Source organism: Sorangiineae bacterium MSr11367 (genome assembly GCA_037157805.1).
GTDB classification, from domain to species: Bacteria; Myxococcota_A; Polyangia; order Polyangiales; family Polyangiaceae; genus Pendulispora; species Pendulispora rubella.
Genome location: CP089983.1, coordinates 4884492 through 4910283, shown reverse-complemented (window position 1 = coordinate 4910283; position 25792 = coordinate 4884492). Strand labels below are relative to the sequence as shown.

Below are 25792 nucleotides of genomic sequence, written 5' to 3'. Positions count from 1 at the left end.
GCTGCAGCTCGCGGTGGGGGTGCCGGACGAGGCGGGGCGTCGGACGCTCACCGTCCACGCGCGTCCTGCACACCCGGAGGATGCACAGTGGACGAGGCACGCCACCGGCACCCTCGCGCCGGAGGCGCCGTCCGCCGACGTGGCCGTCGATCTGCGAACCTGGCCCCCCACGGGAGCCCGTGCGCTCGATTTGGAGGGCCTGTACGAGCGGCTCGCGCGGGCAGGGCTCGGCTACGGTCCGCATTTCCAGGGGCTCGCGGCCGCCTGGAAACGCGGGAACGAGCTGTTCGCCGAGGTTCAGCTCCCCGATGCGGGTGACGCCGAGCGGTTCCTACTGCATCCGGCGCTGCTCGACGCGGCGCTCCATACGATCACGGTGGAGAGTATCCACGGGGCCTCCGACATCGAGCTGCCATTCGCGTGGAGCAACGTTTCGTTGCGCGCAACCGGTGCGTCGGTCCTGAGGGCACACTTTCGGTACTCTGAGGAGACGGGCAGCATCGCGCTGGCCATCGCGGACGGAGCTGGGGAAGCCGTGGCCTTCGCGGACGCCCTCGCGCTGCGGCCCGTGTCGCCCGAGCAGCTCCGGGGCATCTTCGCGCCCAAGGTCCATGACGCCCTGCTTCGCCTGGACTGGGCCCCCGTCGAAGTCCGTCCGATCGAGACGCGGCGACATTGGGTCGTCCTCGGCGCGCCCTCGCGCGATCTGGGCGGCGACGTGCCGCACTATGCCGATTTCCGTGCGCTGCAGGAGACGCTCGCGCAAGGCGTCCCCGGCGCGGTCGTCGTTTCATGCCGCGCCACCTCGCCGGACGTCGCGTCGGCGCATGAAGGCACGGAGCGCGCGCTGGCGTTGGTGAAGGCGTGGCTCGCCGACGATCGATTGGCCTCGTCGCGGCTGGTTCTGATCACGCACCGCGCGGTGGGCACGCACCCCGAGGAGGGCGTGGTCGATCTCGCGTGCGCCCCGCTTTGGGGCCTCGTTCGTGCCGCGCAGGCGGAGAACCCCGACCGGCCGATGGTGCTGCTCGACGTCGACGACCGCGAGGCTTCGCGCGATGCCCTGGCCGCGGCTCTGAATGCGGAAATCGCCGAACTGCAGCTCGCGCTTCGTGATGGGAAGCTCTTGGCACCGCGCTTGGTGCGCGCCAAAATCGACGCGCTGGTGGCGCCGCCCTCGAGCGATTGGCGCCTCGACATCCCCGTGAAGGGCACGCTGGAGAGCCTCGCGCTCGTCGCGCACCCCGAGATCGGAGCGCCTCTGTCCGAGGGGCAGGTTCGCATCGCCGTTCGCGCCGCGGGCCTCAACTTCCGCGACGTGCTCGATGCCCTCGGGATGCTGCCGCGCGACGTTGGGCCGCTGGGCGGCGAAGGCGCCGGTGTGGTGACCGAGATCGGTCCCGGGGTGCGAGACCTCGCGGTCGGCGATCGCGTGATGGGGCTCTTCTCCGGGGCGTTCGGCCCCGTGGTCGTGGCCGACGCTCGGATGGTCGCCCGCATGCCCGTGGGGTGGTCTTTCGCACAGGGAGCCTCGGTTCCCGTGGCGTTCCTCACCGCCTACCATGGCTTGGTCGACCTCGCCGGCCTGCGAAGCGGCGAGCGCGTGCTGATCCACGCGGCGGCCGGCGGCGTGGGCATGGCCGCCGTGCAGATCGCGCGGCACCTCGGGGCGGAGGTCTTCGGCACGGCCAGCCCCGGCAAGTGGGATACCCTGCGCGAGCTCGGGTTCGACGGCGAGCACCTGGCCTCGTCGCGCACCCTCGACTTCGAGGCAGCGTTTCTGCGCGTGACGCACGGCCGCGGCGTCGACGTGGTTCTCGACAGCCTCTCGCGCGAGTTCGTGGACGCGTCGCTTCGGCTGTTGCCGCACGGCGGTCGCTTCATCGAAATGGGGAAGATCGATGTACGGGATGCCGGCGCCGTGGCAGCGGCCCATCCCGGCGTCGCCTACCGGGCCTTCGACCTCATCGACGCCGCGGGACCCGAGCGAATTCGAGAGATGCTCGGCGAGCTGGTCGCGCTGTTCGAACGCGGCGTGCTACGCACTTCGCCGATCACCACGCGGGACGTACGGCGCGCCCCCCAGGCGTTCCGCGACTTTGCGCAGGCTCGCCACGTCGGCAAAGTCGTCCTGACCATTCCGCGCGCGCTCGATCGCGCGGGCACGGTCCTCATCACCGGTGGCACGGGCACCTTGGGTGCGCTCGTCGCCCGACACCTCGTGCAGGTCCACGGCGTGAAGCATCTCGTGCTCGCCTCGCGGCGCGGCGACGAAGCTCCGGGGGTCGACGCCTTGAAGCGCGACCTCGCGACGGCCGGCGCGCACGTGGCCATCGCCGCGTGCGATACGGCCGATCGCGCGGCACTGGAAGCGCTTCTCGCGTCGATTCCGGCCGAGCATCCGCTCACTGCAGTCGTCCATGCCGCCGGCGCCCTGGACGATGGACTCATCGGCGAGCTCACGCCGGAGCGGTTGCACGGCGTGCTGCACACCAAGCTCGACGCCGCGCTGCACCTGCACGAGCTCACGCAGGAGGCGGATCTTTCGGCCTTCGTGCTCTTCTCCTCGCTGGCCGGCGTCGTCGGTACTCCGGGGCAATCGAACTACGCAGCGGCGAACGCCTTCCTCGATGCGCTCGCGCACCACCGCAAGGCGTGTGGCCTCGAGGCTGTCTCCCTTGCCTGGGGCTACTGGGCGCGGCGAACCGGGCTGACCGCCCACCTCACCGACGTCGATCTGCAGCGCATGGCACGCGGCGGGCTGCTCGCCCTCTCCGACGAGGAGGGGCTCGCCCTCTTCGACGAGGCCCTGAACCGCATCGACGCGGCGCTGGTGCCAGCGCGCTTCGAACCGCGCACACCGCGGGCGGCGCTGCGCAAGGTCCAGACCGCGGCAGCTGCGATGTCGGGCTCCTCGCTGCAGCAACGGCTCTCCGCCATGGGCCGCGAGGACCGCGACCGTGCCCTGCTCGATCTCGTCCGCGGCGAGGTGGCCGTGGTGCTCGGGATGGCCTCGCCCGGTGCGCTGGACAACCTGCGCCCACTCCGTGAAATCGGGCTCGATTCGCTCATGGCGGTCGAACTTCGCAACCGACTCGCAACGGCAACCGGGTTGCGACTGCGTGCCACGTTGCTGTTCGACCACCCCGCGCCGGGTGCACTCGCTCGCTTTCTCGCGACGCAGCTCTTCGACGACGCGGCCGCTCCCGAGCCGCGGCGGGAAGAGCCGCCTGCCCCCTCGGCCAACGACGAGGCCATTGCCATCGTCGCCATGGGTTGCCGCTTTCCCGGCGGGGTTCGCACGCCGGAGGAGCTCTGGCAAATGCTCGCCGAGGGTCGCGATGCCATCGCCGCTTTCCCCGAAAACCGCGGATGGAAACTCGATGCGCTCTTCGATCCGGACCCCGATGTCCGCGGAAAGACGTATGCGCGTGAGGGCGGATTTCTCTACGATGCCGATCAGTTCGATCCGGCGTTCTTCGGCATCAGCCCGCGCGAGACGCTGGCCATCGACCCGCAGCAGCGCCTGCTCCTGGAGGTCTCCTGGGAGACCCTGGAGCGTGCAGGCATCGATGCGGCGACGTTGCACGGCACCTCGACGGGCGTCTTCGTCGGTGTGATCGACAACGGACACGGCGCGCGGATGCTCCACGCCCCCGAGGATCTCGAGGGCTACGTCGGCATGGACAACTTCGCCAGCCTAGCCTCCGGGCGCATCGCCTACACCTTCGGCTTCGAAGGGCCCGCCATCAGCATCGACACGGCGTGCAGCTCGTCACTGGTGGCCCTACACCTCGCCGCCCAAGCACTGCGCCAGGGCGAGTGCGAGCTCGCACTCGCCGGTGGCGTGTCCATCATGGCGACACCGGCCCCGTTCATCGTGTTCAGCCGCCAGCGCGGCATGGCACCCGACGGTCGATGCAAGGCCTTCTCCGCGGACGCCAATGGCGCCGGCTGGGGCGAGGGCGCGGGGATGCTGCTTCTCGAGAAGCTGTCGGACGCCCAGAAGAACGGGCACCCGGTGCTCGCCCTCCTTCGCAGTTCGGCCGTCAACCAGGATGGTAAGAGCCAGGGCCTCACCGCCCCGAGCGGGCCGGCCCAGGAGCGGGTCATTCGCCAGGCGCTCGAAAGCGGCGGCATCACCGCGCGCGACGTCGATGCCGTCGAGGCGCACGGGACCGGCACCACGTTGGGCGATCCCATCGAAGCCCACGCTCTGTTGGCAACGTACGGCGAAGCCCACTCGCCCGAGGAGCCGCTCTGGCTCGGGAGCTTCAAGTCCAACGTCGGCCACACCCAGGCGGCCGCCGGCGTGGGCGGCGTCATCAAGATGGTGCTCGCCATGCAGCACGGGCTCCTGCCCAAGACGCTGCATGCGACGAGCCGCTCACGGCACATCGATTGGTCGTCGGAGAGCGTCCAGCTCTTGAACGAGACCATCCCGTGGCCGGAAAATGGCCGTCCGCGGCGCGCCGCCGTCTCATCGTTCGGCGTGGCGGGCACCAACGCGCACGTCATTCTCGAGCAGGTCGTACCCCCGCCGTCGCCCGCGGCGCGGGCATCGTCCGGGTCACCGGCTCCCCTCCCCGTGGTCCTCTCCGGGAAGTCCGAAGAGGCGCTTTACGCACAAGCCGAACGGCTGCGCGAACACCTCGAGGCGCACCCGGAGCTGGCGATCGTCGACGTGGCGCATTCGCTGGCGACGACGCGATCGCACTTCGAGCACCGGGCGGCCGTGGTGGCCCACGATCGCGCGCAGCTCCTGGAAGATCTCGCAGCCCTCGGCCAGGGCGCGCCGGGTCCGAACGTCGCGCTGGGTCAGCGTGGCGACGAGGGCAAGGTGACGTTCGTCTTCCCCGGACAGGGATCTCAGTGGGCGGGAATGGCACAATCGCTGCTCGAGACCTCGGCGGTTTTCCGCGCGCAGATGGAAGCGTGCGATCGCGCGTTCGCCGCGCACGTCGATTGGTCGCTGCTCGAGGCGCTTCGCGGCGATCCGCTGGATCGCATCGATGTCGTGCAGCCCGTGCTTTTCTCGGTGATGGTCGCGCTGGCCGCTTCGTGGCGCGCATTGGGGGTCGAGCCCGAGGCCGTGGTGGGGCATAGCCAGGGCGAAATCGCGGCCGCCTTCGTCGCGGGCATTCTATCGCTGGAAGACGCCGCGCGCATCGTGGCGCTCCGCAGCCGAGCGCTCCGCCAGCTTGTTGGCAAAGGTGCGATGGCGGCGGTGGAGCTTCCGCGCGCGGAGTTGGAGGAGATCCTCGCCGGCTTCGGGCGTCGGGTGTCGGTGGCCGCGGTGAACAGCCCCTCGGCCACCACGGTGGCGGGCGAGCCCGATGCCATCGAGGCACTCCTTCGGGAGCTCGGGTCGCGGCAGATCTTCGCCCTCAGGTTGGGTGCGGACGTCGCCTCGCATTGCGCCCTCGTCGAGTCGTTGCGCGAGGGCTTGCTCGAGGATTTGAAGAGCATCCAGCCCGGTCCGGGTCACGTCCCGTTCTACTCGACGGTCACGGGGAAGCGGATCGACGGCACGGAGCTGGTCGCGAACTACTGGTACGAGAACCTGCTGCACACGGTGCGCTTCGCCGATGCCACGCAGGCGCTGCTCGCGGATGGGCATCGTTTCTTCGTCGAGGTGAGCCCGCATCCGGTGCTGATGCTTCCCTTGGAGGCGACGCTCGAGGCTTCGGGGCACGCGGCGGCGGCGGTGGGTTCGCTGTGGCAGGACGAGGGGGACCTTGGCCGTCTGACGCTTTCGTTGGGTGAGCTTCACGTCCGCGGGGGTCGCATCGATTGGTCCAAACCATTCGCAACACTCGAGCCTCGGCGTGTCGATTTGCCAACGTATGCCTTTCAGCGACAACGTTTCTGGCTCGCCAGCGTCGAAATGCAAAGTGCGGACGTCGCATCGATGGGCCTCGCGTCGGCGGATCACCCGCTGCTGGGCGCGGCGGTCGCATTGGCGGATACCGACGGTTACCTTTTCACCGCGCGGGTGTCGCTTTCGGAGCAACCGTGGCTCGCGGGCCACGAGGTGTTCGGCACGGCCATCGTGCCCGCCACGGCCTTCGTGGAGTGGGCCCTCGCCGCCGCGCACCGCGTGGGGCTCGAGGGCATCGAGGAGCTCACGCTGCACGCACCGCTGGCGCTCACGCGCGACGCGGCGACGGTGGTGCAGCTCTGGGTGGGTGGCCCCGAGGGCGAACGTCGTTCCGTAACGTTCTACGCGCGGCGCGAGGACGCGGAGCACGACGCACCTTGGACGCGGCATGCAGCAGGAACCCTTTGTGCGGACGCCGGTGCGCACGGGACGCCGTCCGCCGATCTGCGAGCCTGGCCGCCTGCGGGGGCCACCGAGCTTCCGGTGGACGATTTCTACGAGCGGCTGGCCGAGACCGGGATCGTCTACGGCCAGGAGTTCCAAGGGCTCCGCGCGGTGTGGAGCCGCGGTGACGAGCTGTTCGCCCACGTCGAGTTGCCCGAGACGGCGGCCACGGAGGCGGGGCGATTCGCGATGCACCCGGCGCTGCTCGATGCTGCGCTGCAGGCGAGCCATGTGTTCTCGACGGCGGGCGACGTGGCGCAGCCCTTCGCGTGGAGCAACGTCGCACTGCATGCCGTCGGCGCGTCCAAGTTGCGCGTTCGGCTCGCGCGGACGGTGGAAGCGAACACGCTGTCCCTCGTCCTGGCCGATGCGACCGGCGAGCCGGTGGCAAGCATCGGCGCGCTCACCACGCGAAGCGTGTCGCCCGAGCGGCTGCGTGACACGGTGGCCAAGCACGACGACGCGCTGCTGCGCGTCGAGTGGACCGCGGCCGCATTCGAGATGGAAGCGCCGGCCAAGACGCGGCACTGGGTTGCCCTCGGTGAGGACACGCTCGGGTTGCCAAACACCACGGGCTACAACGATCTCGGAGCACTGCAGCGCGCCCTCGACGAGGGGGCGCCCTTGCCCGAGGCCGTCCTGGTCGTTCGAACGGGCTCCACGCAGGACGGGCTCGCCGCGATCCACCGGGCCGCGGCGGATGGCCTGGCGCTGCTTCGGGCATGGCTTGCCGACGAACGTCTCGTGTCGTGTCCCCTTGCGTGGGTGACCCAAGGCGCCGTGGCGGCGCGGGCCGGCGACGATGTTCCGGACCTCGTTCATGCGCCGCTCTGGGGCCTGGTCCGCGGCGTTCAAGCGGAGAACCCGGACCTCCCGCTGTTCCTCGTCGACCTCGACGGGGGCGAGGCTTCACGGCGTCAGCTCGCATCACTTGCGTTCGACGCGCAGGCCTCCGACGAGACGCAGTTCGCGCTGCGCGAGGGTCAGGTGCTGGTGCCGCGGCTCGTGCGCGCGGCACCGGCGGCCAGCCAGGCCAACGTTCGCGCATTCGGATCCACCGTGCTGGTAACCGGCGGCACGGGGACGCTCGGTGCATTGGCCGCCCGGCACCTGGTGCGGCGCCATGGTGTGGAGCACCTCGTGCTCGCCTCGCGGCAAGGAGGCGATGCTCCGGGGGCCGCGGCTCTACGCAGGGAACTCGAGGACGCGGGCGCCCACGTTACCGTGGCGGCGTGCGACATCGCCGATCGCGGTGCCTTGGAGGCGCTGCTGGCGTCCGTCCCGAACCTCACGGGCATCGTTCACGCCGCCGGTGTGCTCGATGACGGCGTCGTGGCTTCGCTCACCGAGGAGCGGTTGCACGCGGTGCTGCGACCGAAGATCGATGCGGCGGTGCACCTGCACGAGCTGACCCGAGACCGCGCGCTGTCCGCGTTCGTCCTGTTCTCGTCGCTGTCCGGGATCATCGGCAGCCCGGGTCAGGCGAACTACACGGCGGCCAACGTCTTCCTCGACGCGCTCGCGCATCATCGCCGGGCACGGGGGCTCGCGGCGGTGTCCCTCGATTGGGGCTTCTGGGATCAAACGACGGGCTTCGCCGCGCACGTCACCGAGGCGGGCATGCGCCGGATGGCCCGGCTCGGCCTGCGCGCACTGGCCGCGGATGAGGGACTCGCGCTCCTGGATGCGGCCGTGGGCCACACCGAAGCATCGCTCGTCCCCGCGCGTTTCGACGTGTCGGCACTCGCCCGGCAGACCGGCCGCGGAAGCGCCATGCTGCGCGGCCTCGTTCGCACGAAGAAAGCTCGGCTCACGGCGTCCAACACGACGACCGCCTCGTCGCTGGAGCAGCGGCTGCTCGCCCTGCCCGAAGAGAACCGCGGCGCGGCGCTTCTGGAGGTGGTCCGCACCGAAGTGGCCCCCGTTTTGGGCCTCGCGCCGGCCGCGCTCGAGCCACGGCGTCCGCTGCAGGAGCTCGGGCTCGATTCGTTGATGGCGCTCGAGGTGCGAAATCGCCTCGCGGCCGCGACCGGCCGTAGGCTTCCGGCGACGCTGCTCTTCAACTACCCCACCCCGGCAGCCCTCACCGATCTATTGCTCGAGCAACTCGTTGGCGGCAAGGTGCAGGCCACCGCGGCACCTGCACCGCGCACGCATGCCGAGCGCGAAGGCATCGCCATCGTGGGGATGGCGTGCCGGTTCCCCGGTGCGGTTCACAACCCGGACGATCTGTGGAGGCTCCTGCGCGACGGCCAGGATGCCATCTCCCCCCTCCCGACGAACCGCGGTTGGAACCTCGATCCCGAGCACGAGCGCACGCTCGCCACCGATGGCAAAGCGCACCCGCGCGAGGGCGGCTTCCTCGAGGACGTCGATCTCTTCGACCCAGCGTTCTTTGGCATCAGCCCGCGCGAGACGGTGGCCATCGATCCGCAGCAACGGCTGCTCCTCGAAACGTCGTGGGAGGCCTTGGAGCATGCCGGCGTCGATCCGCATTCGCTGCATGGCTCGTCGACCGGGGTGTTCGTCGGCATCATTTACAATCAGTACGGCGCGCGCGCCCGGGCGGAGGAGCTGCGGAGCTACGTCGGCCTCGGGAGCATCCCGAGCGTGGCATCGGGCCGCATCGCGTACACCCTCGGACTGCAGGGACCGGCGATCAGTATCGATACGGCGTGCAGCTCGTCGCTGGTGGCCATTCACCTCGCATCCCAGGCGCTGCGCCATGGCGAGTGCGAGCTGGCGCTCGCGGGAGGCGTCAACGTCATGCCGTCCCGCGCCGTCTTCGATGGGCACAACTTCCTCGGTGCGGGTGCGCCCGATGGGCGGTGCAAGTCGTTCTCGGCCGAAGCCGATGGCTCCGCATGGTCGGAGGGCGCGGGCATGCTCCTCTTGGAGCGCGTGTCCGATGCGAAGCGGAATGGGCACACCATCCTGGCCGTGTTGCGCGGCTCGGCGGTCAACCAAGACGGAAAGAGCCAAGGCCTGACCGCCCCCAACGGCCCCGCGCAGGAGCGCGTGATCCGGCAAGCGCTCGAAAGCGCCGGCCTCGCACCGAGCGACATCGACGCGGTGGAAGCGCATGGGACCGGCACTTCGCTGGGCGATCCCATCGAGGCGCAAGCGCTGCTCGCGACGTATGGCCAGGCTCACTCGGAGGCTGCGCCTCTGTGGCTCGGCAGCCTCAAGTCGAACCTGGGCCACGCGCAGGCCGCGGCCGGTGTCGGTGGCGTCATCAAGATGGTGCTCGCCCTGCGGCACGGGCTTCTGCCGAAGACGCTCCACGCCGGACAGCCGTCGGCGCACGTCGATTGGTCGTCGGGGGCCATCCGGCTCTTGAACGAGGCCGTGCCGTGGCCTGCAACGGATCGTCCGCGACGCGCCGCCGTGTCTTCGTTCGGCGTATCCGGCACCAATGCACATGTCATTCTGGAGGAGATCGGGCCGATCGAGCCCGTGCCCGTGCCCGTGCCCCTGCCCGTGCCCGTGCCCGTGCCGGTGGTGCTCTCGGGGAAGTCGGATGCGGCGCTGCACGCGCAGGCCGCGCGGCTGCGGGAGCATTTGGAAAGCCGTCCCCACCTCCGACTCGAGGACGTGGCGTACTCTCTGGCGACCTCGCGGGCACACCTCGAGCATCGCGCCGCGTTCGTGGCGCGAGATCGCAATGAGTGGCTCGAGGCCCTCGAGGCTCTGGCCGAGGGAAGTCCGCTCCCGCGCGGCACCACCGCGCAGCAGAGCGGCGGTGGCAAGGTCGTCTTCGTCTTTCCGGGGCAAGGTTCGCAGTGGGCCGGGATGGCGCGCGCACTGCTCGAGAGCTCACCCGTCTTCCGTGACGAGATTTTCGCGTGCGCTCGCGCCTTTGCCCCCTTCGTCGATTGGAGCCTCCTCGACGTCTTGCGCGACGGCGACGAGGCGGCCCTCCAGCGCGTCGACGTCGTGCAGCCTGCACTCTTTGCCGTCATGGTCGCTCTTGCCGCTCTCTGGCGCTCGCTCGGCGTCCACCCCGACGCCGTCGTCGGGCATAGCCAGGGCGAAATTGCCGCCGCCTACGTCGCTGGCGCACTCTCCCTCCACGATGCCGCTCGCGTCGTCACACTCCGCAGCAAGACCCTCACACTCCTCGCAGGAAAGGGCGCCATGGCCGCCGTCCAGCTCGGAGAGCTCGACCTCCGACCTCACCTCGAGGCCTCCCAGCACATCGCGCTCGCCGCCGTCAACAGCCCCAACGCCTCCCTCCTCTCCGGCGACCCCGATGACATCGACGCTCTCTTGGCCTCCCTCGCCCACCACAAGGTCTTCGCCCGCAAGGTCCGCGTCGACTATGCCTCCCATTGCTCTCACGTCGATGCCGTCCGCGATTCGTTGCTCGAGCAACTGAGATCCATCTCCCCTCGCCCATCCACCATTCCACTCTATTCCACCGTCACGGGCGCTCCCATCGACGGCCAACTCCTCGACGCCGCGTATTGGTTCCAGAACCTCCGCCAAACCGTCCGCTTCGCCGACGCCTCCGAAAAACTCCGTCAAGACGGCCATCACTTCTTCGTCGAGATCAGCCCTCACCCCGTCCTCACCCTCGCACTCGCCGAAACCCTCCCAGCCGCCGCCGTCGTCGGCTCGTTGCGCCGCGACGACGGTGACCTCGATCGCTTCTTGCTCTCCTTCGCCGAGCTCCATACACGCGGTCTTTCCCTCGACTGGGAAGCCGTCTTCCAGCCCTCCCTCCCTCGCCGCGTCGACCTCCCCACCTACGCGTTCCAGCGCCAGCGCTTTTGGCTCGACGACGATGCGGCGGCGACGGCCGACGTCACCTCGGCTGGACTGGTGGCGGCCGATCATCCCCTGCTCGGCGCGGCTGTCCCGCTTGCGCATGCCGATGGGTTCTTGTTCACCGCCCGGTTGTCCCTCGCCGACCATCCCTGGCTCGCCGATCATCGTGTGCTCGATACGGTGATCCTGCCGGGCACCGGGTTCGTCGAGCTCGCGCTCGCGGCCGCGCACCGTGCGGGTTGCGAGCGGATCGAGGAGCTGACCTTGGAAGCCCCGCTCGTGCTGCCCGCGCGGGGTGCCGTGCTCCTGCAAATCTCCATCGAGGCACCGGACGGTGCCGGGCGCCGGACCTTCGCCGTTCACGCGCGTCCCGAATCGAGCGATGGCGCTTGGACGCGCCATGCAAGCGGCACCGTCGGAGCCGCGGCGGCCGAACTGGACTTCGACCTGCACAGCTGGCCCCCCCGCGGAGCCTCTCCCCTCGTTCTCGAGGATCCGTACCCGCGCCTCGCCGAGGCAGGCCTCTCCTATGGCCCGGCCTTCCGCGGCCTCCACGCCGTGTGGAGCCGCGGTGATGAGCTGTTTGCCGAGGTGCACCTCCCCGAGGCTCTGGCGCGTGACGCTTCTCGGTTTGCGCTGCATCCGGCACTGCTCGACGCGGCGCTGCAGGCGCTCACCTTCGAGTCGATTCACTCGACCGCCGATCTCGCGCTGCCCTTTGCCTGGAGCGACGTTTCTCTGCGCGCCGTCGGTGCGTCCACGTTGCGTGTGCGCTTCGTGCGCGCCAAGGGCCGCCCCGTTTCGCTCGACATCGCCGACGCGGCGGGCGAGCCGCTGGCACGCGTCCGCGGCCTCACGACCCGCGCCGTCGCGGCGGACCAACTCCGGCATACGCTGGCGTCGCGGTCGGAGGATCTGCTCCGGGTCGAGTGGAACCCGTTGCCGACGTCCACACGGGCACCCGCCGTCGAGCATTGGGTCGTCGTCGGTGCCGGCGATGTGTCGAACGTGTTGCCCCACGGCGTAAAGCTCGATGCGTACGGCGACCTCGCTTCGCTGCAGGCCGCGCTGGACCAAGGGGCACGCCGGCCCGACGTCGTGCTGGCCCCGTTCGTTGCCGAGGCCATGGACGACCTGATCGCGACCGCACACGGCGTGTGCGACCGCGTCCTCGCGCTGCTCCAGGGGTGGATGGCCGACGAGCGGCTCGCGCCCTCGCGCCTCGTCGTGCTCACCCGGCGCGCCATCGCAGCGGGCTCCGAGGACGTCGAGGACCTCGCCCACGCGGCCGTCTGGGGGCTCGTGCGCTCGGCCCAGTCCGAGTCGCCGCTCCACACCTTCGTGCTGCTCGACATCGACCGCGCCGAGTCATCGCGGCTGGCCCTCGTTCAGGCCTTTGCACCTGGGGAAAACCAGCTCGCACTCCGCGACGGGCAGTTCCTCGTCCCGCGCCTCGTGCCCCTCGCGCAGGCTTCGGCCACGACAACGCCGGCACTCGACCCGCGAGGTACGGTGCTCGTCACCGGCGGAACGGGCACGCTCGGCCAGCTCGTGGTCCGTCACCTGGTTGCAAACCATGGCGTTCGGAATCTGCTTTTGGCGTCCCGTCAGGGTGCGGCGGCGACGGGTGCGGAGGCGCTCGCCGCCGAGTTGCGCGCAACCGGTGCGGCCGTCACCTTCGCGGCATGCGACGTCTCCGATCGGGAGGCGTTGCGCGAACTCGTGACGAGCATTTCCCCCGAGCATCCCCTCACGGCCGTCGTGCACGTGGCGGGCCTGCTCGACGATGGCGTGGTCGGTTCCCTTACGCCAGAGCGGCTCCACCCCGTCTTGCGCGTGAAGCTCGACGCCGCACTCCACCTGCACGAGCTGACCGCATCGCTCGATGTCTCGGCGTTTATCCTCTTTTCGTCGCTGTCGGGCGTGCTGGGGAACGTGGGCCAGGCGAATTATGCCGCCGCCAACGCCTTCCTCGATGCACTCGCGCACCACCGCCGCGCGCAGGGCCTGCCCGCGCTTTCGCTCGATTGGGGGCATTGGGCGGACAAGAGCAGTCTCACGGCGCGCCTCACCGAGGCCGACCTCCAGCGCATGGCCCGCAGCGGCGTGCTTCCGTTCTCGTCGGAGGAAGGTCTCGCCCTGTTCGATGCGGCGCTCGCCCGGCAGGATGCCGCGCTCGTTCCCGCGCGCTTCGATCGGGCGACGCTCGCGAGGACGGAGACCGTGCCCGCGATGCTCCGCGGCCTGGTGCGCGTCACGTCGGCGCGCCCCGTCGCCACCAACGCGCTCACCGCATCTTCCATCGAAGAGCGGCTCGGGGGGTTGTCCTCCGCCGAGCGGGAAAGTGCATTGCTCGATCTCGTGCGCGGACATATCGCCACGGTGCTGGGCGTTACGTCACCGAGCACCCTCGAGCCGAATCGGCCCTTGCAGGAACTCGGTCTCGATTCGCTCATGGCACTCGAGCTCCGCAACCGGCTTTCGGCCGCCACGGGCCTGCGCCTCCACGCAACCCTGCTGTTCGACCACCCCACGCCGTACGCACTGGCGGAGCTGCTCGCGCAGAAGCTCGTTCCAAACGACGCCGAGCCCCGCCTCCCGGTTCTCGAGAAGCTCGATCGGCTTCTCGAGGGCGAGTTCGACGATGGCGCACGCGCCAAGGTCGTCGAGCATCTGCGCTCGCTGATCGCGCGGCTCGGTGCGGCCACGCGCGACGACGAAGCCCACCACGAACCACTGGAAAATTTCGAATCCGCGAGCGACGAGGAGCTCTTCGCATCCTTCGACAAGCGCCTCGCCGAGGTCAATCCATGAGTCAGAGGAACGAGACGGAGGAGAAGCTCCGCGCCTATCTCAAACAGGCGATGTCCGAGCTTCGTGAAACCGATCAGCGGCTCCGCGCCGCCGAAGAAAAGTCGCGCGAGCCGATTGCCATCGTGGCCATGGGCTGCCGCTACCCCGGCGGGGTGGACTCGCCGGAGTCGCTGTGGGAACTGCTCCTCGAGGGGCGCGACGTCATCTCCACGTTCCCCGAGAACCGCGGATGGGATCTCGACGGGCTCTACGATCCCGATCCCGACGTCACCGGCAAGACCTATGCGCGCCACGGCGGCTTTCTTTACGACGCCGATCGCTTCGATCCCGTATTTTTCGGTATCAGCCCGCGCGAGGCGCTGGCCATCGATCCGCAGCAGCGGCTGCTCCTCGAGACGTCGTGGGAAGCCTTCGAGCGCGCGGGCATCGATCCCGCGGCCCTCCAAGGCTCGCAGACCGGCGTCTTCGTGAGCGTCATCTACGACGACTACGCCGCGCGGTTGCTTCACGCGCCCGACGGCTACCCGAGCGATCTCGAAGGGTACGTGGGCATGGGCAGCTCGCCCAGCGTGGCCTCGGGCCGCATCGCGTACACCTTCGGGCTGCGCGGTCCCACGCTCACCGTCGACACGGCGTGCAGTTCGTCGCTCGTCGCCATCCACCTTGCCTGCCAGGCCTTGCGGGCCGGCGAGTGTTCCCTCGCCCTCGCCGGCGGGGCCACCGTCATGGCGTCACCCGCGGCGTTCGTAGCCTTCAGCCGGCAGCGGGGGCTTGCCCGCGATGGTCGCTGCAAGTCGTTCTCCGCCGACGCCGATGGTGCCGCGTGGTCCGAAGGCGCCGGCGTGCTCCTTCTCGAGCGCCTCTCCGATGCCCACCGCAACGGGCACACGATCCTCGCGGTCGTCCGCGGCTCCGCCGTCAATCAAGACGGCAAGAGCCAGGGCCTCACCGCCCCCAATGGGCCCGCCCAGGAGCGTGTCATTCTTCAGGCCCTCGACGCCGCGCGTCTTTCCCCCAAGGACATCGACGCCGTCGAGGCTCATGGTACCGGCACCTCCCTGGGTGATCCCATCGAGGCCCACGCGCTGCTCGCCACGTACGGCAAGGCCCACGCCGAAGACGCGCCCCTCTGGCTCGGGAGCCTCAAGTCCAACCTCGGGCACACGCAGGCGGCCGCCGGCATCGCGGGCGTCATCAAGATGGTTCTCGCGCTCCAGCATGGTCTGCTGCCGAAGACGCTGCATGCGGAGAGGCCATCGTCGCACATCGATTGGTCCTCGGGGACCGTGCGGCTGTTGAATGAGGCCGTACCGTGGCCGATGGCCGATCGGGCGCGGCGTGCAGGGGTTTCGTCGTTTGGGGCCAGTGGGACCAATGCGCACGTCGTTTTGGAGGAGAGGCCCGCGCCCATGCCCGTGCCCGTGCCCGAACACGAGCACGGGTATGTGCCGGTGGTGTTGTCGGCGAAGTCCGAGACGGCGTTGCGGGCGCAGGCCGGGAGGTTGCGGGAGCATCTGGAGAACCATCCCGAGCTGCGGCTCGAGGATGTTGGGTACTCGTTGGCGACGTCGCGCACGCATTTCGAGCATCGTGCCGGCGTCGTGGCCCAGGACCGCGAGGCGCTGGTCGCGTCCCTGAGGTTGCTCGCCGATGGGGAGGATGCGCCGGGTGCGGTCGTTCAGCAGCGGTCCGGATCCGGAAAGGTCGTTTTCGTCTTTCCGGGGCAAGGCTCGCAGTGGCCCGAGATGGCGCGTGCACTGCTCGAGACGTCTCCCGTTTTCCGCAAGCAGATCGATGCGTGTGCGCATGCGTTCGCGGCGCACCTCGACTGGTCGCTGCTCGGAGCTCTCCGCGATGGGACGCCGTCGCTCGATCGCATCGACGTGGTGCAACCGGTGCTCTTCGCGGTCATGGTCTCGCTCGCGGCCGTCTGGCGCGCGATGGGCGTCGAACCCGACGCGGTCGTCGGCCATAGCCAGGGTGAAATCGCGGCGGCCCACGTCGCGGGCGCGCTCTCCCTGGACGATGCGGCGACGATCGTGGCGTTGCGCAGCCGTGAGCTGACCCGCTTCGTGGGCCTCGGGAGCATGGCCGCCGTCGAGCTGCCGCGGGCCGATCTCGAAAGCGTCCTTGCGACCATCCCTGCCCTGGGCGAGCGCGTGTCCGTGGCCGCGGTCAACAGCCCCAACGCCACCACCATCGCCGGCGCGCCCGAAGACGTCGATGCGCTGCTGGGTGAGTTCGCGTCGCGGCAGATTTTCGCGCTCAAGCTCCGTGCGGACGTGGCCTCGCACTGCGTGCAGATCGACTCGATGCGCGACGGGCTTCTCGCCGCGCTCTCCCATGTGAAGCCGCAGAGCGCGAACGTCGCCTTCTACTCCACCGTGCGCGGTCGGAAGATCGACGGCCGCGAGCTCGATGCCGCGTACTGGTTCGACAACATCCGCCACGCGGTGCTCTTCATGGAGACGACGCACGCGCTGCTGGCCGATGGGCACCAGTTCTTCGTCGAGGTGAGTCCGCATCCCGTGTTGATGCTTCCCCTGCACGAGACGCTCGAGACGGCCGGTGTGCCGTCGTGCGTCGTGGGCTCGCTCTGGCAAGACGAGGGCGGTCTCGAGCGCATGCACCTGTCCCTCGCCGAGCTTCATGCCCATGGCTTCGCCGTCGATTGGGCGACGTTCTTCGAACCGTACGCCCCCCGACGCGTGGACGTGCCGACCTACGCCTTTCAGCGCGAACGCTTTTGGCTCGAGACCGCAAAAGGGCAGCGTGCCGATGTCGCCTCCGCGGGACTGAGCTCGGCGGAGCACCCGCTGCTCGGAGCCGCCGTGCGCCTGGCCGACTCCGACGGCGCCTTGTTCACGGGCCGGCTGTCGCGCGCCGAGCATCCCTGGCTCGAGGGACACCAAGTGTTCGACACGGTCATCGTGCCCGGCACGGCCTTCATCGAGCTCGCACTCGTGGCCGCGCACCACACGGGCCTCGAGCGCGTCGAGGAGCTCACGGTCGAGAATCCGCTGGAAATCCCCGCGCGCGGGGCCGTGCGCGTGCAGGTGTCCGTCGGAGCACCCGACGAAGCGGGGCGTCGACCGTTCACCGTGTACGGGCAACCCGAAGCGCCTGACGCAGGCTGGACGCGGCATGCCGGCGGAACGCTGGCGGCGGAACCTGCAGTCTTCGATTTCGACCTGCGTGCATGGCCGCCGCCGGGCGCGACGGAGGTGGAGATCGAGGGGCTCTACGAGCGACTGGCTGCGATGGGCGTGGCCTATGGTCCCGACTTCCAGGGACTGCGCGCCGCGTACCAACGTGGGAACGAGTGGTTCGCGGAGGCCGAGCTTCCCGCGGGCCTTGCGGAAGAGGCCGGGCGCTTCGGCGTGCACCCCGCGCTGCTCGATGCGGCCTTGCACGTACTCACCCTCGACGGCCCCGCGCACGACGGCGTCGTCCTGCCGTTCTCGTGGGGTGACCTTTCGCTGCGGGCCGTGGGAGCCTCCGCCCTGCGGGTGCGCGTTCGACGCCCCGATGGCGGGGACGTGGTCGCGCTGGACATCGCCGATGCGGCGGGGGAGCCCGTCGCACGCATCGAGGCGCTCGCCACCCGCCCCGTGGCACCCGAGCAACTGCGCCGCGCGCTGGGATCGGGTCAGAAGGATCTCCTGCGCGTCGAATGGATCCCGCTGCCCGGCGGCACGCCGGCGCGCCCGCCGTCGTCCGAGCACTGGGTTCTTCTCGGGGGCGACACTTCGGAGATCTTGCCCGAGGGCCTGCGGCTCGATGCGTACGCGGACCTCGCGGCGCTGCAAGCTGCGCTGCCGCAAGGAGCCCGCGGCCCCGATGTCGTGCTGGTGCCCTTCCTCGCGGCCAGCGAAGGACCTTCGAACCTCGCCGCGGCGGCGCACGATGCCACGGAACGCGCCCTGTTGCTGCTTCAGTCCTGGCTCGCCGACGAGCGCCTTGCGTCGTGCCGACTGGTGTTCGTCACCCGCGGAGCGGTGGCCGCCTCCGATGGGATCGATTTGGTGCACGCCCCGCTCTGGGGGCTGGTGCGCTCCGCGCAGTCGGAGTCGCCCTTGCACGCCATCGTGCTGCTCGACGTCGACGGTACGGCCGCCTCGCGCGCCGCACTCGTCCACGCGCTGGATCCCGCGGAGAATCAGCTCGCCCTTCGCGAGGGCCGCGTTCTCGTGCCGCGGCTTGCGCCCATTGCCGAGGCGGGCGCGGCCCTGACGTTTGCCCCGCACGGCACGGTCCTCATCACCGGCGGAACGGGAACCTTGGGCGGCCTCGTGGCACGCCATCTCGTGCAGAAGCATGGGGTCACACACCTCGTGCTCGCCTCCCGCCAGGGCCCGCGCGCGGCAGGCGCCGAGGTCCTCGCCACCGAGCTACGAGCCGCGGGCGCACACGTCCGACTCGCGGCGTGCGATGCCTCCGATCGCGAGGCGCTTCGCCAGCTCCTGGAGAGCATTCCCGGCGAGCAGCCGCTCACCGGCATCGTCCACGCCGCGGGTTTGCTGGACGACGGCGTTCTGGGTTCGCTGAGCCCGGAGCGGCTTCACCCCGTGTTGCAGGTCAAGCTCGATGCGGCGCTCCATTTGCACGAGCTCACGGCGTCCGTCGAAGGGTGCATCTTCGTCCTTTTCTCGTCGCTGTCCGGGGTTCTCGGTGGGCCGGGGCAGGCCAACTACGCCGCGGCCAATGCCTTCCTCGATGCCTTGGCGCACGACCGCCGGGCGCGCGGCCTTCACGCGCTTTCGCTCGACTGGGGGCACTGGGCGACGAAGAGCGCCCTGACGGCGCACCTCACCGACGCCGATCTGCAGCGCATGGCCCGAGGCGGGGCGCGCTCGCTCTCGGCCGAGGAGTCGCTCGCCCTTCTGGACGCGGCACTGGCGCAGCCAGACGCCGCGATCGCACCGGTGCGCTTCGATCTCGCGGCCATCGGCAGGTCCAGTGCGGTGCCGTCGTTGTTTCGCGGCCTCGTTCGGACCAAGGCGGCGCGGCTTCGTGCGAACAACGGCACCAGCGCCTCCTCCCTTCAACAGCGTCTCGGAGCACTGGGCGTCGAGGAGCGCGAGGGCGCGTTGCTCGAGATGGTGCGGACGGAGGTCACGACGGTGCTGGGGCTCGGCTCGCGCGAGGCGCTCGAGCCGAATCGCCCCCTCCAGGAACTAGGCCTCGACTCGCTCATGGCCCTCGAGCTGCGCAATCGGCTCTCGGCCGCAACGAGCCTGCGCCTGCACGCGACCTTGCTCTTCAACTACCCAACCTCGCTGGCCGTGGCGCGGCACCTTGCGAAGGAGCTGTTTCCCGAGGCGGCGGAGCCCTCTCCGGCCGAGGTTCCGGCGAGCGAGGCGGCACTGGAAGGGGATCCGGTCGCCATCGTGGCCATGAGCTGCCGCCTGCCCGGTGGTGTGCGCTCGCCGGAGGATCTCTGGGAGCTGCTGCTCGAAGGCCGCGACGTCATTTCCACCTTCCCCGAGAACCGTGGCTGGGATCTCGATGGGCTCTACGATCCCGATCCCGACGCCCGCGGCAAGACGTACACGAACCAGGGCGGTTTTCTCTACGACGCCGATCACTTCGACCCCGCGTTTTTCGGCATCAGCCCCCGCGAGGCGCTGGCCATCGATCCTCAGCAGCGTCTGCTCCTCGAAACGTCGTGGGAAGCCTTCGAGCGCGCGGGCATCGATCCCACGTCCCTTCAAGGGTCGCAGACCGGCGTCTTCGCCGGCATCATGTACAACGATTACGGTACGCGGCTGCTGCAGGCCCCCGACGATCTGGAGGGCTATGTAAGCATGGGCAGCTCGGCGAGCGTGGCCTCCGGGCGCATTGCGTACACCTTCGGGTTGCACGGGCCTACGCTCACCGTCGATACGGCGTGCAGCTCCTCGCTCGTGGCCATTCACCTCGCCTGCCAGGCTTTGCGGGCCGGCGAATGCTCCCTCGCCCTCGCGGGCGGGGTCACCGTCATGGCCACGCCGGGACCGTTCACCACCTTCAGCCGGCAGCGGGGGCTTGCCCGCGATGGTCGCTGCAAGTCGTTCTCCGCCGATGCCGATGGCGCCGCGTGGTCCGAAGGCGCCGGCATGCTCCTTCTCGAGCGCCTCTCCGATGCCCGCCGCAACGAGCGCACCGTTCTCGCGGTGATCCGCGGCTCCGCGGTCAATCAGGACGGCAAGAGCCAAGGCCTCACCGCCCCCAACGGGCCGGCCCAGGAGCGCGTCATCCTTCAAGCGCTCCACTCCGCCCGCCTTTCCCCCAAGGACATCGACGCCGTCGAGGCCCATGGCACCGGCACCTCCCTCGGCGATCCCATCGAGGCCCACGCGCTGCTCGCCACGTACGGCAAGGCCCGCGCCGAAGACGCGCCCCTCTGGCTCGGGAGCCTCAAATCCAACCTCGGGCACACGCAGGCGGCGGCGGGCGTCGCAGGGATCATCAAGATGGTCCTCGCGCTCCAGCATGGCGTGCTGCCGAAAACGCTGCATGCGGGGAATCCGTCGCCTCACATCGATTGGTCCTCGGGAACCGTGCGGCTCTTGAATGAGGCCGTGCCGTGGCCGACGGCCGATCGGGCGCGGCGGGCGGCGATTTCCTCGTTCGGTGCGAGCGGGACCAATGCTCACGTGATTTTGGAGAGCGTCGCGCCCGTCCTCGTGAACGAACGCGAGACAGAGAACGGGTACGTGCCGGTGGTGCTCTCGGGGAAATCCGCGGCCGCTCTGCGCGAGCAGGCCTCCCGCCTTCGCGATCATCTCGAATCGCGTCCGGAGCTGCGACTCGAGGACGTTGGGTACTCGCTGGCCACGTCGCGCACGCACTTCGAGCATCGTGCGGCCGTCGTGGCCCAAGACCGCGAGACGCTGTTCGCGGCGCTGGCCTCGCTGGCCGAAGGGGCGGTCGCGCCGAACGCCGTTGCCGCCAAGACCACGCCGCGCGGCAAGGTCGTCTTCGTCTTTCCGGGGCAAGGGTCTCAGTGGCCCGAGATGGCGCGCGCACTCCTCGAGAGCTCCCCCGTCTTCCGTGACGAAATTTTCGCGTGCGCTCACGCCTTCGCCCCCTTCGTCGATTGGAACCTCCTCGACGTCTTGCGCGACGGCGACAGCGACGCACTCCAACGCGTCGACGTCGTGCAGCCTGCACTCTTTGCCGTCATGGTCGCTCTTGCCGCTCTCTGGCGCTCGCTCGGCGTCCACCCCGACGCCGTCGTCGGGCATAGCCAGGGCGAAATTGCCGCCGCCTACGTTGCTGGCGCACTCTCCCTCCACGATGCCGCTCGCGTCGTCACACTCCGCAGCAAGACCCTCACACTCCTCGCCGGAAACGGCGCCATGGCCGCCGTCCAGCTCGGAGAGCTCGACCTCCGACCCCACCTCGAGGCCTCCCACCGCATCGCACTCGCCGCCGTCAACAGCCCCAACGCCTCCCTCCTCTCCGGCGATCCCGATGACATCGACGCTCTCTTGGCCTCCCTCGCCCACCACAAGGTCTTCGCCCGCAAGGTCCGCGTCGACTATGCCTCCCATTGCTCTCACGTCGATGCCGTCCGCGATTCGTTGCTCGAGCAACTGAGATCCATCTCCCCTCGCCCGTCCACCATTCCACTCTATTCCACCGTCACGGGCGCTCCCATCGACGGCCAACTCCTCGACGCCGCGTATTGGTTCCAGAACCTCCGACAAACCGTCCGCTTCGCCGACGCTGCCGAAAAGCTCCGACTGGACAGCCATCACTTCTTCGTCGAGATCAGCCCTCACCCCGTCCTCACACTCGCACTCGCCGAGACCCTCCCAGGATCCGCCGTCGTTGGCTCTTTGCGCCGCGACGAGGGAGACCTCGATCGCTTCCTCCTCTCCTTCGCCGAGCTCCACACGCGCGGTCTTTCCCTCGACTGGGAAGCCTTCTTCCGGCACTCCCTCCCTCGCCGCGTCGACCTCCCCACTTACGCGTTCCAGCGCCAGCGCTTTTGGCTCGACGGCGATGCCCCCCGAGCGGTGGCCACGCCGCTCGGGCCCGAGCCCGAGGTTGCCGAGGAACGGCCGCCCGTCGGGCCGCGCATCGCCGCGCTGCCCGCGAACGAGCGCGAAGCTGCGGTCCTCGAGATGGTGCGCGAAGAGATTGCCGCGGTGCTGCGCATCGCGTCGCCGAAGAGCATCGAACCCGATCAGCCGGTGCGCGACCTCGGTCTCGACTCGCTCATGGGGCTACAGCTTCGCAATCGCCTCGCGGCGGTCAGTGGCTTGTCGCTCGAGTCGACGCTGCTCTTCGACCATCCGACCCCCGCGGGGCTGACGTCCGTGCTCCTCACGAGGCTCGTGCCCGACGAAGCCGCAGCTCGGGGCTCCGTCGTCGCGGAGCTTGGCAAGGTCGAAAGCGCACTGGCAGCGCTTCATGCCAACGAGGACGCGCGGGGGGCCCTCACCGCCCTGCTGCAGAGGCTCTTGGGCACGTGGACGCAAGCCGGCACCGCCGAAAGCGACACGGCGTTCACGGCCACGGTCGATGCCGCCAATGTCGACGAGCTGCTTCACATCCTCGACCAGAAGTTCGGAGAAAACGTCCATGTCATCGACCCGTGAAGAGAAGCTCGCCGACTACCTGAAACGACTCACCCACGAGCTCCACGCCAGCGAAACGCGGGTGCGCAAGCTCGAGGGCAAGTCGCGCGAGCCCATCGCCATCGTGGCCATCGGCTGCCGCTACCCGGGCGGCGTGCGATCGCCGGAGGACCTCTGGGAACTGCTGCGCGAGGGGCGCGACGTCATCTCCACCTTTCCCGAGAACCGCGGCTGGAACGTGGACGCACTCTACGATCCGGACCCCGACACGCGCGGCAAAAGCTACACGCGGCAAGGCGGCTTCCTGCACGATGCGGATCTCTTCGATGCCGGCTTCTTCGGCATCAGCCCGCGCGAGGCGCTCACCACCGATCCGCAGCAGCGACTCCTGCTCGAGACGTCCTGGGAGGCCTTCGAGCGCGCGGGCATCGACCCGGTGTCGCTCCGCGCCTCGCAGACCGGTGTCTTCGTCGGTGCCATGTACAACGAGTACGGCGCGCGCGTGCTGCAGGCGGCCGACGATCTGGAAGGGCACATCGTCATCGGCACCTCGCCCAGCGTCGCATCAGGGCGCATCGCCTACACCTTCGGGTTGCACGGCCCGACGGTAACCGTCGATACGGCCTGCAGCTCCTCGATGGTGGCCATCCACCTCGCTTGCCAAGCATTGCGGCAAGACGAGTGCGCGCTCGCGCTCGCCGGCGGCGTCACCGTCATGGCCACACCAGGTGGGTTCGTCGCGTTCAGTCGGCAGCGCGCCCTCGCCCCCGATGGCCGTTGCAAGTCGTTCGCCGCGGAGGCCGACGGTGCCGCATGGTCCGAGGGCGCCGGCATGCTTCTCCTCGAGCGCCTCTCCGATGCCCAGCGCCAGGGACATCCGGTGCTCGCGGTGATCCGCGGCTCGGCGGTCAATCAAGATGGCAAGAGCCAGGGCCTCACCGCCCCCAACGGCCCCGCGCAAGAACGGGTCATCCTGCAGGCGCTCCAAAACGCGGGCCTCTCGGCCAAGGACGTGGGCGCCGTCGAGGCTCATGGAACGGGGACCACCTTGGGCGATCCCATCGAGGCCCACGCGCTCTTGGCGACCTACGGCAAGGCGCACTCCGACGATGCCCCGCTCTGGCTGGGGAGCCTCAAGTCCAACCTCGGGCATCCGCAAGCGGCGGCCGGGGTCGGCGGCGTCATCAAGATGGTGCTCGCCTTGCAACATGGCCTATTGCCCAAAACGCTGCACGCCGGGAATGCCTCGCCCCACATCGACTGGTCGCGCGGTGCCGTCCGGCTCTTGACCGAGGCCAGGCCCTGGGAGCCCATGGGCCAGAGCCGGCGCGCGGGCATCTCGTCGTTCGGCATGTCCGGGACGAACGTCCACGTCATCGTGGAGGAGGCGCCGCGCGTTTCCTCGCCCGCCGACCCCGAGCTCGCCAGCGTGCCGGCGCTGGTGCCGGTGTTGCTCTCGGCCAAGAGCGAGCGAGCGCTGCTCGCGCAGGCGGTGCGTCTTCGCGAACACCTCGTGGCGCATTCCGAGCTCGCGTTGGTCGACGTGGCCTACTCGCTGGCCACGACGCGCGCGCATTTCGAACATCGCGCCGTCGTGCTCGTTCGCGACCGCGCGGAGCTCCTCGCAGCGCTCGAGTCGGTGACGGACCATCCGAACACCGTCGTCGGCCGAAGCCGTACGGGACGCAAGCTCGGGGTGCTCTTCACCGGCCAGGGCAGCCAGCAGGCTGGCATGGGGCGGGCGCTCTACGAGGCATTCCCCAGCTTCCGCGACGCGCTCGATGCGGTCTTCGCGCACATCGATCCGCATCTCGAGCGGCCGCTCCGCGAGATCCTGTTCGCCGCGCAAGGCTCCCGCGATGCGGCGCTGATCGACGAGACCCGCTATACGCAGCCGGCGCTGTTTGCCTTGGAGGTGGCGCTGTTTCGGTTGCTCGAAGCGTGGGGCGTCGAGCCCAAGCTGCTCCTCGGGCATTCCATCGGCGAGCTCGCGGCAGCGCACGTCTCCGGGGTGCTGAACCTCCCCGACGCGTGCACCCTCGTGGCCGCACGCGCGCGGCTGATGCAGGCGCTGCCGGGAAACGGCGCCATGGTCGTCGTGCAGGCCACGGAAAGCGAGGTCGAGGAAGTGCTCGCCCGTCTCGGGGAGGGCACCGCGGTCATCGCCGCGCTCAATGCGCCGTCCGCCACGGTCCTCTCCGGCGACGAGGACGCCGTTCTGGAAGTTGCCGCGGAGTTTTCCGCGCTCGGGCGCATGACCCGCCGCTTGCGCGTGAGCCACGCGTTTCACTCGCCGCACATGGACGGCATGCTCGAGCCCTTCGAGCGCATGGCCCAGGGGCTCGACTTTCAGCCCGCGCGCATCCCCGTCGTGTCGAACCTCACGGGTGCGCGCGCGACGGACGAGGAGCTCGGCTCGCCCGCGTACTGGGTGCGGCACGTGCGGCATGCGGTGCGCTTCGTCGATGGCCTGCGCACCCTGCTGGCCGAAGACATCTCCGTCTTTCTCGAGCTCGGCCCGCACGGCGTGCTCTCGGCCCTCGGGCAAGATGCCGTCGCCAAAGACGATCTCGGCCGCGTGTTTCTTCCGGCGCTGCGCCGAGGCCGCGACGACGCCGCCTCGTGGCTCGGGGCGCTGGGCGGACTGCACGCGAACGGCATTCACGTCGATTGGAATGCCTTCTTCGCCCCATACGCACCGCGGCGCGTTTCGTTGCCGACGTACGCCTTTCAGCGCGAGCACTTTTGGCTCCACATGCCCGCCACGCCGGACGAGGCACCGCCCGTGCGCGACTTCTGGACGGCCATCGAGGACGCGAACCTCGATGCGGTCGCCCGCGCCTTGAACCTCGACGACGCCGCCGCACGCGCTTCGCTGGAGGCGCTTCTTCCGGCGCTCGCCACCTTCTCGCGCGCCGCGCGCCCGCGTCCTGCGGCCATCGTGACCGACGTCGCCAGCCCCGCCGCGGAGGTGGAGCAACCCACCTTGCAGCTCCATGCTCGCCCGCCTCTGGCGACGCCGTACGTGGCACCGGCCGGCGAGATCGAGTGCGTGCTCGCCGAAGCGTGGGGGCAGATTCTCGGCATCCGCGAGGTCGGCGTCGAGGACGACTTCTTCGACCTGGGCGGCAATTCGCTCATCGCGGGGCAAGTGCTCGCGAGGCTCAAGGAAGCCTTCCCCGTGCAGATTCGTTTCGACCTCTTTTTCGCCAACCGCACCATCGCCGCACTGGCTCCCCGGGTCGAGGAGCTCCTCATCGCGGCACTCGACGAGCTCCCGGACGCCGAAGTGGAACGGCTCCTGGCGTCCTGA

The 25792-nt window shown here is 69.6% G+C and carries 3 protein-coding genes (1 of these 3 running past the window's edge); all 3 read left to right on the top strand.

Translation table 11 applies throughout. The features are described from left to right. Tightly spaced (each overlapping or abutting the next), the 3 genes in view from LVJ94_19425 to LVJ94_19415 form a layout consistent with a single transcriptional unit that may run on beyond the window. Positions 1 to 13909 carry the 3' portion of an SDR family NAD(P)-dependent oxidoreductase gene (locus LVJ94_19425; GenBank protein ID WXB09389.1) on the top strand. Its footprint begins 4394 nt before the window's first position, so the window shows 13909 of its 18303 coding nt (coding positions 4395–18303); the start codon falls outside the window, past its left edge; the stop codon is at positions 13907 to 13909. Continuing rightward, on the top strand, positions 13906 to 22500 hold the full coding sequence (locus tag LVJ94_19420; protein ID WXB09388.1) for an SDR family NAD(P)-dependent oxidoreductase: 8595 nt from the start codon (positions 13906 to 13908) through the stop codon (positions 22498 to 22500). Before LVJ94_19425 ends, LVJ94_19420 begins: the two co-directional genes overlap by 4 nt. Further along, the gene (locus tag LVJ94_19415; GenBank protein ID WXB09387.1) at positions 22484 to 25792 is read left to right on the top strand and encodes an acyltransferase domain-containing protein; all 3309 of its coding nucleotides are present in this window, start codon (positions 22484 to 22486) and stop codon (positions 25790 to 25792) included. The genes LVJ94_19420 and LVJ94_19415 overlap by 17 nt, the downstream gene beginning before the upstream one ends.